Here is a 12,386-nt window from a genome sequence, read left to right as displayed (position 1 = left end):
GGGACATGGCTCTATAGCCTCTAGTCCCGCCTTTATTACGGACACTAAATAGCGGGCCCGGGCTGCGGTGGGAGTAGCTGACGGTGAGCTGTGCAGAAGCCCTCAGGAAGCGCTGTAGAGTTTTGCCCGTAGATTAGGGGAATGCCGTGGCGGTGAACAGTTTTGAAACGCTGAAGAAGGTTATCGAGGACAACTCAGTAGCTGATGAGTTCTTTCGTGCTGTGCACGAGTGGACCGTAACAGCGGTGGAGGAAGATCCCCTCCAAGAGGGCGAATGCGTCTGCGGCCAGCAGCATCTTCGGTATATGTACACCATCCAAAACCTGAACAGCGGACTGCCGCTGGAATACATTGGCAGCAAGTGCGTAGAGCACTTCCAGAGCAGCCAACTGAACCTTCAGATCACCGTATTCCGGGGTCTGTTCGATCTTCGAAAGAAGATTCTTGCAAGAGAGCAAGTTTCCCTCAACGCAGACTTTTCCCGCGAAATCTTGCGATGGTTGTACGAAGAGGACGCGTTCCCGGCCACCCAGTTCAACCGCAATGACGGCGCAAACGACTACCAGTTTCTTCTGGACATGTTCAACAAGCGCAGCGACATCACGCCGGGGCAAAAGAATAAAATTAGGGGATTGCTGCACTACACGGTGAAGCCTTTTATCAGCAATCACCCGGCCCTCGGTTAGGTTCGTGGGTAAGAAGGTCACGTAGCGGTGGGTATGCCCGTTTTTGGTTGGTACCCCCTGCCTGGGCGCCTCAGTTTGTGGCGGGGGAGCGGGGCGGAAGGTGCCGGTACAGGGTTGTTCGTGCCAGTCCTGTTTTGGCGGTGATTTCCCGCATGGGTACTCCTTTATCGCGGAGCATGGCGGGGTGTTCGAGCTTGTCCGGGTCTACGACGGACGGCCGTCCGGTCCGCCGGCCGTTGGCGGTGGCCACGGCTCTGGCATGGGCTACCCGTTCGGCGGAGTAGGTCCGTTCCATCTCGGCGAACAGAGCCAGCATCACGAACGCCAGCTGAGCCAGTGAACTGTCTGGTGCTGTGGTGTCGATGGCGATGGGATCGGCTAGCGTCCGGATCCCGATGTCCCTTCTTTGAGCTCATGGACGAGGTTCAGGGTGTCCCTCACTGTCCGGCCAAAGCCATCCAGTGTGTGGACCACGATCACATCCCCGGCCCTTGCATGGCGCATCCCTTCCTGCAGCCCTGGCCGGTTCGTGTTAGCCCCGGACTTCTTGTCCACGTAGATGTGCTCGGCCTTGATGCCCGCAGCCGCCACGGCGTCCATTTGGCGGGCGAGGTCCTGTTTCGTCGTTGAGACCCTTGCGTACCCGATATCCATGTCAGAACCGTACCGAAAGTTGTCTCCGTAACAGGGATTTGTTGCAAGACTTTTGGGACTACATGCGGGACATTGATGTTTCCCGGCATTCCGAGGAACCTGTCGATTTCAGAAGTCGTTTGCACCGAGTGTCAGAAGTCGTCTGCACTCACGCAGTGCCGGGCCGGGCGCGGCACCGCTTGGGGCACCGCGCCGGGCCGTCGGGCTATTTTCCGGTGTCCGGCTTCTTCCTCGTGGTGGCGACGTACACCAGTGCGCCGGCGAGGCAGATGATGACGATGCCGGCCGCGATCAGCCATCCGGTCATGTCCGCTGTGGCTGTCTGGGCTGCGGGTGCGGCGGCCTGCGCCGCTGCGCCGGGGCCAGCCGGTTCCGGGGTTCCTGTTGCCGGGGTGGCGGCGGCTGATGGGGCCGTCGTTCCGGTTTCGTCGGGGGCGTAGGTGAAGCTGAGGGTTCCTTCGATGGGGTGTCCGTCGGCGGAGACTGCGCGCCAGTCCACGGTGTGTTTGCCGGGGTGGTCGATGTCGGCGGCGGTGCTTAGGGTGGCCCCTTCCACGGTGATGTCCCCGGTGCTGACGATGTGGCCGTCGGGGGCGGTGACCTTGATGATGTTGGCCCCGGCGATTCCGGTGGTCGGGGGTTTGGTCAGGGTGATGGTCACTTTGCCGGGGTTGGTGGTGAGCGTCTGCCCCTCGGCTGGGCTGGTGGAGGCCACGGAATCGTGGGCCTGGGCCGGGCCTGCGCCCAGGAACGCGGTGAACGCCAGGGCCGTGGTGAGCGCACCGGCGATGCGGGCGCGGCGGAAGGAAGAAATCACGGGGGTGTCCTTTCGGGACAGCCTGGACCGCAGGGAGGCGGCAGGCAAAAGGTATGGGGTGAAGGCGGTTGGGGTCCGGCAGCCGCAGGATTCCGAACGTCTGGAGGGGCCGGACCGTCAGGAACGGCGGGCCGCGTGGCTGGGCCTGCGATGTACTGGCAGCGCGTATCGGGGCGGTTTCGGTCCGCAGCGCAGGGATCCGCGGGGTGGGCGGCATGGGGACCGGGTGCAGGATGCCGGCCAGGAGCCGGAGCCAGGCGCGCAGCTGCCAGAGGGCCGCCTCGCCGCGGGCCAGGATCAGCGCCGTTACCGCCGTGGCGAGGGCGTGTGCCGCGGTCATGGCCGCCCCGGCGCCGGCAGCCATGTCGTCTCCGGCGGCCGCCGCGGCGGTGACGCCGGTGAGGGCACAATCCGGGATGGCGAACGTCTGGTGGTGGGTGTGTGCGGCGATACCGGCAGGGGCGCAGTGTCCGTCGGGGCCGGAAAGGCCGGTGAAGGCCAGGTGCAGGAGGCCCTGGCCCGCGGCGAGGATTCCGCCGATGGCGGGCAGGGACAGCCGGTAGCGGGACAGGGCCATGACCGGGGCCATGACCAGGACGGTCAGCAGGGTCATCACTGCCGCCGGCGGCAGGTGGCCGCCGGCGGCGGCGTGGGCTCCCGCCGCGAGGCCGAGGACCGACGCGGTGATCACGCAGGTGCGCAGAAACCGCAGGGGCGCGTTGGCGCTCATGGGCGTGCTCCTGGGTTACCTGGGGTGGGGTTGGCCGGCATGGGGAGGGGTCAGTCGTGGGCCGGTTCGCCGGTGATCAGGTGGTCGGCGTGGTTGATGGTTTCGCGGATGAGCCGGACCAGGTGCCCGTCGTGGAGGGAATAGATGACGTGCCGGCCGTCCTTGCGGGTGTCCACGAGGCCGCTGAGCCGCAGTTTTGCCAGGTGCTGGCTGACCACGGTCCGGGGCGCCCCGGACGCGTCGGCGAGTTCGGTGACGGTTTTCGGGCCGGTGGAGAGCTGCCAGAGCAGGTGCAGGCGGGTGGGTTCGGCGAGCATCCGCAGTGTCCCGGCGGCTGTTTCGAGCAGTTCCGGGCCCGGGGTGACGGGGTGGGCCAGGGAGGGTTCCCCGGGGACGGGGTTGAACGCGCTGCTAGGCCGGCTGCTCAACGGTCTGCTCCTCTGTGGCTGGTTCCTGGGATGCCGCGGCGGTGTGCCGTGGCCAGGACAGGAATGCACCTGCACTGCCTATCATCGCAATAATTGTCAGCGCAAGCGCAGCCCAGCCCAAACCGGCCATCGCCCCGATCCAGCCGGCCAGCGGGTAGGTCAGGATGTAGCAGGCGTGGGAGAGGGAGAATTGTGCGGTGAATACGTAGGGGCGGGTTTCCTCGGTGGAGGCATCGCGCAGCAGCCGGGAGGAGGGCGTGAGGATCGTGGAGTTCGTCGCACCGAGCAGGAACCACAGCCCCAGCAGCAGCCACCACCCCGCACCACCGACGCCCAGGAAGGTCAGGAGTGCGGCGCCGGCCAGCACGGCAGGGATCAGTGCGGCGCCGGTGAGCATCACGGCACGGTCCCCGAAGCGGTCCAGGACCCGGGGCGCGGACAGGGCGACGATCATTGAACCGACACCGAAGCAGGCCAGGGCCAAGGCCAGGTCGGTGTCGGGGCGGTGTAGGACGTCACGGACGTAGACCACGGTGTTGACGAGCACCAGTGCGGTCGGGGCTGCTACCACGAGGTTCAGGGCCAGCAGGGACCGCAGGCGCCGGTTGCGCCAGAAGATCCGTGTGCCCAGTGTGGTCCGGTGCCACAGGGACGTCTGCGGCCCCGCCGGGGCGGAAATCCGGGGCAGGACCGTGATGGTGACCATGAAGGCCGAGAACAGGAAGCCGGCAACGGTGCCGATGAACAGGTTGTTGTAGCTGATCAGCGTCAGCAGCAGGGCCGCAAGGGCCGGGCTGACCAGGGCTTCCATGTCGTAGGCCAGCCTGGAGAGGGACAATGCGCGCGTGTAGTCCCGCTCGTCCTTCAAGATGGTGGGGATCAGTGACTGGAAGGCCGGGGTGAAGGTCGCGGAGGCGGACTGCAGCAGGAAGATCACGACGTAGATCTGCCAGGTGTCGGTGATGAAGGGCAGGCACAGTGCCATCGCCGCACGGATCAGGTCCGCCCCGATCAGCACCGGCTTCTTCGGCAGCCGCGCCACCAGCGCGTTGATCACCGGGGCCAGACCCACGTAGGCCAGCATCTTGATCGTCAGGGCCGTGCCCAGGACCGCCCCGGCGTTCGAGCCGGCCAGGTCATAGGCCAGCAGCCCGAGAGCCACCGTGAGCAGGCCGGTGCCGACCAGGGCCACGATCTGGGCGGCGAACAGCCGCCGGTAGGTCACATTCCGCAGAACCGCTAACATCAGGCCAACTCTCTTAAGTGCATACGTGCGCGTCTATGCACTTACCTTAGTCGACTTTCGCCCCCGCACGGTTCCGCGGTCAGGGCCGGTGTTCCCACCCGTGACTGCCCTGGCCCGGATGTGCATGCGGCGGCGGTGTTTGGGACGGCGCGCCGGAGGTGGCGGGGGTGCCGCTGATGGCGCGGATGGGCATGTCGTCAAGGTTGGGCAGCGCGGCGGCCAGGCTGGTTTCGGCCTGCGCGATGACCTTTTCCGCCTCGGCCAGGGAGGTGTTGGCGACCATGATGGTGGCCGCTCCTTGGAGGCGGTGTCCGACCCACCGCAGCTGCAGCCTGGGGACGGAGAGAACGCCGGGTGTTCTTTCCAGGGCGGTCTGGGCGCGGTCCAGCAGTTCGGGTTCGATGCCGTCCATGAGCCGGCGGCCGATGCTGCGGACGGTGCCCCAGAGCAGGATGATGATGGCGACGGAGATCAGCAGGCCGACGATCGGGTCGGCCAGGGGGAATCCCAGCATGACGCCGCCGGCGCCGACGACAACGGCGAGGGAGGTGAATCCGTCGGTGCGTGCGTGGACCCCGTCGGCGACGAGTGCGGCGGAGCCGATCTTCTGCCCGACCCGGATGCGGTAAACCGCAACCGCCTCGTTGCCGATAAAGCCCACGAGGCCCGCGGCCACCACCCACCAGAGATTCTCCAGTGGATGCGGATGGAAAAGCCGGTCGATGGATTGCCAGGCGGCAACGACCGCAGAGAGGGCGACGACGGCGACGATGAAGAGTCCGGCCAGGTCTTCGGACTTGCCGTAGCCGTAGGTGTGGCGGCGGCTGGCGGCCCGCCGGCCGAGAATGAACGCAACCCACAGGGGCAACGCTGTCAGGGCATCGGAGAAGTTGTGGATGGTGTCGGCGAGCAACGCCACAGATCCGCTGAAGAGGACAACGATCAGCTGCAGAAGAGTGGTGCCGAGCAGGATGAAGAGACTGATTTTCAGGGCCCGGATGCCCTCGGTGCTGGCCTCCAGGGCGTCGTCGATCGAATCCGAGGCGTCATGGCTGTGCGGGACGAAGAGTCCGTAAAAGAATCCCTTGATCCCGGTGGGGTGGGCATGGCCGTGGCCGCCGTCGGCGTGAGAGTTCCCGTCATGGGGGTGGGCATGGCCACCGTCCGCGTGGGAGTGCTCTTCATGCGGATGGGCGTGGCGGTGGTCGCCGTCGGCGTGGGAGTGCCCCTCGTCGGGATGGGGATGGGGGTGGGCATGGTCGGCGTGGGAGTGCCCCTCGTCGGGATGGGGATGGGGGTGGGCATGGTCGGCGTGGCGAGGATCATGGCCGTCGTGGGGCTCTCCGGGACCGGGGTTTTCGTGCCCCGCCGGGTCGTCGTGGTCGTGCGTGTGGGGGTGCTGGTGCGGGTTGCTCATGGGGTCGTCCTGCTTCCGGAGTGGTGGTGGCGCGGCGTGCCGTCGAGGGAATGCTCGGCCTGAAGAATCGCTTCGGTCACGAGGTGGCGGGCATGGTCATCCTCGAGGCGGTAGAACACGCGGGTGCCGTCCTGGCGTGTGGCGACAAATCGGGCCAGGCGCATCTTGGCCAGGTGCTGGGAGACCGCTGCGGGGGTCTTGTCGACAATGTCGGCTAGGTGGTTTACCGACAGTTCGCCGTCGCGCAGGGCCAGGATGATGCGTACGCGGGTGGCGTCGGCGAGCATGGCGAAGACTTCGGCGGCAAGGTCGACGAATCGGCTGTCGGGATCCCGGCCGCATACTTTCATATCTGCATCCATGCGCACATTATGGCATGTGCTGAATCGTGTGTCACCGCTCTCACGCTCTGCGGCGAAGCCGCGCGGTCCGGGTTGTCCGCTCCGCGTGGGGCCGGGCGTTTCTATAGGTCGGTGAGGCCGATGCGCCGGTCATCCAGGCATGGCGACCGTTTCCCGGCCGGTGGGCCGACGGACCGCAGGCAGGTGCAGGAGGGTCCTTTGACCCCGGGCAGGGTGGTCCAGACGAAGCGTTGAATGCCGTTGTAGTTGCCGAAGTCCAGGACGGCACCGTCGAGCGCGGGCGCGAGATCGGCGCTGACGCTGACCGCTATGTCCTGCCGCTCCGTGGCGCCCGTACCCTGGTCGCCGTCCGAGTGTTCGGGCAGGAGCCGGCAGTCCAGCGCCTTTTTGGGACGTGTACGGGAAAAGTACAGGCCCTGTTTGCGGCAGCCTCCGGCCCCCCGGTAGCAGTGGAGTGTCCCGCCGAAGACCAGGATCATTTCCAGGGCGTCGGCGGTGAGGAGGAACCGGGCGCCCGAGGGCGTGACGGCACTGACCGGCGGTTTCTTCCTGGTGCCGGCACTCCTCTCCCGCCGCTCAGAGGTCACTGCGGGCGGCATCGGGTATGCGGGCAAGGACGGCTTCCCCGTGCGCGGGCAGGTCTTCGGCCCCGGAGAAGGCGACGACGTCGCCGGCGACCTGTGCCAGGCCGGCCCGGTCGTAGTGGATGGTCTGAACGCCGCACAGAAACGTGTAGACGGAGAGCCCGGAGGCATGCCGGGCATTCCCGGAGGTGGGAAGAACATGGTTTGATCCTGCGCAGTAATCGCGGAGGGACACCGGGGACCAGGGGCCGACGAAGATCGCGCCGGCGGCGGTGACCTGTCCGGCGAGCTCGAGGGCATTCCGGGTCAGGATCTCAAGATGCTCCGCGGCGTAGTCATTGACGACCTCAAGTCCCTGTTCAAGGTCACGGACCAGGACCAGGGCGGACTGCCTGCCTTCCAGCGCGCGGCCGGCACGGGAGGAATGCCTGGTTGCGGCCAGCCGTGCCCGCAGTTCCCGCTGGACATTTCGGATGAGCTCCTCGGAGGGGGTGACGAGCAAAGCGGCGGCGCCGGGTTCGTGTTCGGCCTGGCTCAGCAGATCCGCCGCCACATATGCCGGGTCCGCGTTCCCGTCGGCCTGAATCATGATTTCGGTCGGGCCCGCTTCGGAGTCGATCCCGACGTCGCCCTGGACGATGCGCTTGGCCGCGGCGACGTAGATGTTGCCGGGTCCCGTCACCACATCGGCCGGCTGGCAGACCATCGCCCCGTCCGGAGCCGCCGCGCGGTAGGCGAGCATCGCGATCGCCTGGGCCCCACCCACCGCGTAAACCTCGCTCACGCCCAGGGCCGCGCAGGCGGCCATTACCGGCGCGGCCGGCCACCCGGTATCGGGTTGGGGCGGGGAACAGACCGCGAGGGAGACCACTCCGGCCGTCTGGGCTGGGACCACGTTCATCACCACGCTGGACGCGTAGGCGGCCAGGCCTCCGGGAGCGTAAAGACCCACCCGGGCGACCGGCAGCCAAGAGTAGGAAACCGTGGAGGACCCGGCCAGCTGCGTGGAGACCGGGGCGGGCATCTGGTCACGGTGGACCTTCCGTGCCCTGTCAATTGACGTGTCCAGGGCGTGCCGGACGGCCGGGGGCAGGGCGTCCAGGGCCCGCTGAAGCTCCTCCGGGGGGACTCTGACGGTCTTCAGGTCGAGTCCGTCGAACTTTCGGGTCGCGTCCAGGACGGCGTCGAGTCCACGGGTGCGCACATCCTCAACGACCGGGGCGGCTGCCGCGGTAGCTGCGCGCAGGTCAAATTCCGCCCGCGGGAGCCGCTCACGCACCCGTCCGACATCGTGTCTCAGGTCAATTACCTGCACCGGTGTTCTCCCTTTAGGCTCAGCCTTGCGCGACGTTCGGCGCATCTGCCCCGATCCGCAATACTAAGCCATTTGCGCACATGTGTATGCGTTCCGGCGGTTCCTGACCGGGCGGCACCGCCCGGAGGGCGCCCGGTCAGGAGGGTTCCCTGCCGGGGAGGGGGGATCATTCGAGGGAGTCGTCGAGTCCGTCCTGGACGGGTCCGCACAGGGCCACGGTCTGTTCGTCGTTCAGGGTCATGGACAGTCCGGGGATGATGATGTCCAGGCCGGGTGCTGCGGGGGCGTTGAAGCGTTGGTCGTCGATGTCGGATTCGTGGATGATGTCGGCGGGTGTCCACAGGACGGGTTCTGGATGTTGTGGCGGCGCAGCATGGAGCTGCCGGCGGGCATCGAATGGCTAAGCGGGGTCGGTGAATTCCGGTGACGATTAGCGATCGGGCTGCTCTCTCCAGTCCCATCCGGCTTCTTCGAGGGTGACGAGGTCGGCGAATCTGCCTCCGGCGGCGAGCAGCTCGGAGGGTGTTCCCTGTTCGATGATTCGGCCGGCGTCGATCACGATCACGCGGTCCGCTTCCCTGGCGGTGACGAGCCGATGGGCGACGGTGAGCACTGCGGTTCCGGTCGGAATGACACGTGTGCGCAGGGCTTCGCGGAATGCCGAATCGCTGGCACCGTCCACGACCGCGGTGGCTTCGTCCAGAAGCAGGACGTTCGGGCGTGCCACCATGGCCCGGGCCAGTGCGAGGAGCTGTCGTTGTCCGGCTGATAGTTGTACTCCGTTGCCGTGTCCGGTGTCGCTGATGATCGTTGCGCTCCCTTGCGGCAGGGTGTTGATGAAGCTGTCGGCTCCGGCTAGTTGTGCGGCGAGCAGGATGTCGTGCAGTGTTATGGACGGGTCTTCCAGCGTGATGTTTTCTGCGATGGTGCCGGGGAAAAGGGTCACGTTTTGAGGTACGTAGCCGAGCACGGCCCGGCGGCCGGTGTCGTCGAGGCTGCATGGGTCCGAGCCGGCAAGGGTGATGTGTCCGGACCATGGGCGGTACAGGCCGGCCAGCAGGGACAGGAGGCTTGATTTGCCGGCGCCGGTGCGGCCGATGACTGCCACGTGCTCTCCGGCGCGCACGGTCAGTGTGACATGGTGCAGCACGCTCTGGCAGGCACTGTAGCCGAAGGTGACGTCATTGACGGCCAGCGCCATGTCTCCTTCAGGGAGCGTGGGCGGGGGCCCGGATCCTGGGGGTGGCTGGTCGGGCGGGAGCCTGAGGACGGCGAAGACGCGTTCGGCGCCGGCGAGGGCTCCCTGAACGTTTTGCCATTCCTCCCCGAGGTTCACCAGCGGGGTGAAGAATTGCGCGAACAGCACGACGAAGGCGGTCAGGGTTCCCACGCTCACCCCGAAGGCATCGAATGCGTTCCGGGTGCCCAGCCACAGCAGTGAGGCGGTGGCCACTGCAGCGAGTGTGGCCAGCATGGGGGCGTAGAACGCACTGTAGAGGACGGATCGGTTCGCGGCCTGCAGCCATTGGAGCAGGACCAGCCGGAACCGGTTGGCGAACAGGGCTTCGCGTCCGAAACCGCGGATGACGTCTACCGCCGATAAGTCTTCTGCCAGTTGGGAATTCGCCAGTCCCACTGCTTTCCGGGTGGCGCGTTCGGCATCACGGACTTTGCGTCGGAATTGACGGGTGAGCAGCACGATGGGAGGAATGGTGATGATGACGGCGCCGGTGAGGACGGGGCTGAGGGCAAGCATGGTCGCGACGGCGGCTGAGAGCCCGGCTGTCTGTCCTATCAGGGTCGGCACGGAGGAGGAAAACAGGTTGCCGATCGTCTCCACGTCGGCCGTGGTTCTGGAGATGGAGTCCCCGATGGGGGTCCGGTCGTGGTAGGCCGTTGGCAGCCGGAGCAGGTGTTCGAACAGCTGTCCCCGAAGTTCGGCCAGGCTGAGTTGGGCGAGCGTGGCAGCGAGGTAGCCGTAGCCTGAGGTGAGCAGTGCGGCGCCTACCAGGGCGCCCAGGTAGAGGCATGCGGCCGGGCCCAGGCCGGCGTTGCCCGCCGGGGTGAGCCCGGTGTCGATGATGTGCCGCAGGACCAGGGCGGGGACGAGGTTGAGCGCGGCTGCCCCGAGCACGCAGATGAGGACGCCTGCAATCCGTGCGCGCCAGGGGCGGATCAGTGCTCCCAGCTCGCGGGCCAGGAGCGCGGGTGCCGGCGGGGCGACGGCAGGGTGGGTGCTCACGTTTTTTCCTGCCGCGCGGCCGTGACGTGCTGCTGTGCCGTGAAGATGCGCGCGTAGAGGCCTCCGGCTGCGAGGAGCCGGGAATGTGTTCCGCTTTCAAGGACCTGGCCGGCGTCGAGTACGACGATGAGGTCGGCCTCGGGGAAGGCGGCCAATCGGGTCGAGCACAGGAGCACCGTTGCCTGCCGTTCCGCGGGGGCGCCCGGACCGACAGCGGCGCGGAGTGCCGTGATCAGCCCGGCTTCGGTGACCAGGTCAAGGGCGGAGAACGGATCGTCCAGGACGAGCAGCCGGGGCGGTGTGTGCGGAGCGGCCAGCGCCCTGGCCAGCGCGATCCGTTGGCGTTGGCCGCCCGAGACGCGCACTCCTTGCTCGCCGATCCCGGTGGCCGTGCCCTCGGGCATCCCGGCGAGATCGTCGTCGAGCTGCGCGGTGTGCAGGGCCTGCCTCAGACGGCTGGGTTCCTCCCTGTCAGCGTGGTCGGAGCCGTCGGTGAGCAGGATGTTCTGTTCGATGCTGCCGGAGAAAACCTGGTGCGCTTGTGGGAGGTAGCCGACCCCGGCGCGGTCATCGGCGCTCCAGGTGGCCGGGTCGGCCCCGTCCACCCGGACGCGTCCGTGGTCGGGCCGGTGCAGTCCAAGAAGAATCCCGGCCAATGCGGTCTTGCCGGAACCGACCGGGCCCGTCACGGCGACCAGCGCACCGGGCGCAATGTCCAGGTCCACGTTTTTCAGTGCCGGGGCGGTGGCTCCGGGGTAGGTGAAGGACAGATTCCTGACGCTCACGGCAGCGCCTCCCGGACCGCGCCGGCTGGTCCGGGGGTTTGTTTGCCGGGTCAGTCCGGCGATCCGGGCCGGGTTCCAGGCCGCGTGCTTTGGTTCGTTTCGCTGCGGGGGCGGCGGAGCCAGCAGCGGGGCAAGTCTGGTGTGGGCGGCGGCGGCGGCCTGCACGCGGTTGGCCATCTGCGGTATCCGGAAGGCCCGGCCGGTGAACCGCGTGAACATCGTCAGGAACGCGACCAGGCCTCCGATGGTGAGAGTGCCGGCTGTCACCTGCTGGCCACCGACCCACAGCACGGCGACGACACCGGCGCTGGTCAGCGCCGTGTAAGCGGGAGCGAGTGCTGATTGCAGCCTTGTGGCCGCGATCTCGGCATGGGCCTGGTGTTCGGCCAGCGCGCGCAGGCGGTTCGCGTAGGCGCCCCCGCGGCCCGATACGCGAAGCACCCGCAGACCCGTCAGCCCCTCCTGGGCGAAAGCGGTCAGCAGGGAGTTAGCCTCCCTCGCCCGCAGCGTGCGCCGGGATACCCAGGTGCCGGCCGCCTTGCCAAGGGCCAGCGCCGCCGGCACGGGCACCAGTGCCAGGAGGGCCAGCCCCGGATCAAGAAGGATCATGGCCACGGCGAAGGACAGCGAGAACAGCAGGGTGTCCCACGTTTCGATCATCACCTCCTTGACGCCGAGACCGAGGACTTCGACGTCCCCAATGATTTTGGCCATGAGGTCACCGACTGATGCGCGGTGCAGCCGGTCCGCGGGCCAGGCCAGAACCCCGCGCAGAGCATCGGAGCGAACGTTGGCGAGCAGGCGGGTGCTGGACACGCCAAGCCACCAGCGTTTGCCGATCCGCGGCAGTTCCGTCGCGAGGGTCCCGGCGACCAGAAGCACCAGCGCCGCGGTGACCGAGGCCGCGTCGGCCTGCCCGTCACGGAACTGCACCACCGTATTCACTGCCTGTCCCAGCAGCAGCGACGGCAGCACAACAGCGGTGTTCATCAGGACACCGCACACGGAGCCGAGGACCAGCAGCCCGGCGACCTGGCGGCCGTAGGGCAGCATCGCGCGCCAGAGACCGGGGTTTCCGCTCCCGGGCCGGACAGGGGCCGGGTCCTCGTTCACACGGCAG

At 67.3% G+C, this 12,386-nt stretch carries 11 protein-coding genes and 1 pseudogene; 1 reads left to right on the top strand and 11 read right to left on the bottom strand.

The features are described 5' to 3' along the window. Nucleotides 1-146 precede the first annotated feature (146 nt). Nucleotides 147-686, top strand: a complete 540-nt coding sequence (locus ARTH_RS23005; RefSeq protein WP_011689869.1) for a hypothetical protein — start codon at nucleotides 147-149, stop codon at nucleotides 684-686. A gap of 70 nt (nucleotides 687-756) precedes the next feature. Here ARTH_RS23005 and ARTH_RS23000 read toward each other — a convergent pair. From ARTH_RS23000 to ARTH_RS22945, 11 genes and pseudogenes are all read right to left on the bottom strand, one after another. Further along, nucleotides 757-1,340: pseudogene (locus ARTH_RS23000) on the bottom strand (recombinase family protein). Between the two features lie 205 nt (nucleotides 1,341-1,545). After that, entirely contained in the window at nucleotides 1,546-2,157 is a 612-nt protein-coding gene (locus ARTH_RS22995; RefSeq protein WP_011689868.1) for a copper resistance CopC family protein, read from the bottom strand. 780 nt (nucleotides 2,158-2,937) lie between these two features. Beyond that, nucleotides 2,938-3,315 carry an ArsR/SmtB family transcription factor gene (locus ARTH_RS22985; protein ID WP_011689867.1) on the bottom strand — a complete coding sequence of 126 codons (378 nt, stop codon included), beginning with the start codon at nucleotides 3,313-3,315 and terminating at the stop codon, nucleotides 2,938-2,940. Next, nucleotides 3,299-4,561: an MFS transporter gene (locus tag ARTH_RS22980; protein WP_011689866.1), complete on the bottom strand. Its 1,263-nt coding sequence runs from the start codon at nucleotides 4,559-4,561 to the stop codon at nucleotides 3,299-3,301. The genes ARTH_RS22985 and ARTH_RS22980 overlap by 17 nt, the downstream gene beginning before the upstream one ends. A 79-nt stretch (nucleotides 4,562-4,640) precedes the next feature. Continuing rightward, nucleotides 4,641-5,978, bottom strand: coding sequence for a cation diffusion facilitator family transporter (locus ARTH_RS22975; RefSeq protein WP_011689865.1), 1,338 nt, complete (start codon nucleotides 5,976-5,978; stop codon nucleotides 4,641-4,643). Then, a complete protein-coding gene (locus ARTH_RS22970) occupies nucleotides 5,975-6,340 on the bottom strand; it encodes an ArsR/SmtB family transcription factor (RefSeq protein WP_011689864.1) in 366 nt (121 codons plus the stop codon). Before ARTH_RS22970 ends, ARTH_RS22975 begins: the two co-directional genes overlap by 4 nt. 101 nt (nucleotides 6,341-6,441) lie before the next feature. Further along, entirely contained in the window at nucleotides 6,442-6,927 is a 486-nt protein-coding gene (locus ARTH_RS22965; RefSeq protein ID WP_011689863.1) for a hypothetical protein, read from the bottom strand. Continuing rightward, on the bottom strand, nucleotides 6,917-8,239 hold the full coding sequence (gene hisD, locus ARTH_RS22960) for a histidinol dehydrogenase (RefSeq protein WP_011689862.1): 1,323 nt from the start codon (nucleotides 8,237-8,239) through the stop codon (nucleotides 6,917-6,919). The genes ARTH_RS22965 and hisD overlap by 11 nt, the downstream gene beginning before the upstream one ends. Before the next feature lie 166 nt (nucleotides 8,240-8,405). Next, entirely contained in the window at nucleotides 8,406-8,546 is a 141-nt protein-coding gene (locus ARTH_RS24030; RefSeq protein WP_232223695.1) for a hypothetical protein, read from the bottom strand. A gap of 123 nt (nucleotides 8,547-8,669) precedes the next feature. After that, nucleotides 8,670-10,481 (bottom strand): ABC transporter ATP-binding protein, encoded by a 1,812-nt coding sequence (locus ARTH_RS22950; RefSeq protein WP_011689860.1) that lies wholly within the window; start codon nucleotides 10,479-10,481, stop codon nucleotides 8,670-8,672. Next, nucleotides 10,478-12,379: an ABC transporter ATP-binding protein gene (locus ARTH_RS22945; RefSeq protein WP_232223692.1), complete on the bottom strand. Its 1,902-nt coding sequence runs from the start codon at nucleotides 12,377-12,379 to the stop codon at nucleotides 10,478-10,480. The genes ARTH_RS22950 and ARTH_RS22945 overlap by 4 nt, the downstream gene beginning before the upstream one ends. Between the last annotated feature and the right edge of the window lie 7 nt (nucleotides 12,380-12,386).

Origin of the sequence: Arthrobacter sp. FB24, from assembly GCF_000196235.1 — a bacterium.
GTDB lineage: Bacteria > Actinomycetota > Actinomycetes > Actinomycetales > Micrococcaceae > Arthrobacter.
This window is presented reverse-complemented; position numbering and strand designations above follow the sequence as displayed.

Excerpts from the sequence above, each read along its gene's own strand:
- ARTH_RS22980 (WP_011689866.1), bottom strand. The coding sequence starts at position 4,561 with ATGTTAGCGGTTCTGCGGAATGTGACCTACCGGCGGCTGTTCGCCGCC.
- ARTH_RS22975 (WP_011689865.1), bottom strand. The coding sequence starts at position 5,978 with ATGAGCAACCCGCACCAGCACCCCCACACGCACGACCACGACGACCCG.
- ARTH_RS22970 (WP_011689864.1), bottom strand. The coding sequence starts at position 6,340 with ATGGATGCAGATATGAAAGTATGCGGCCGGGATCCCGACAGCCGATTC.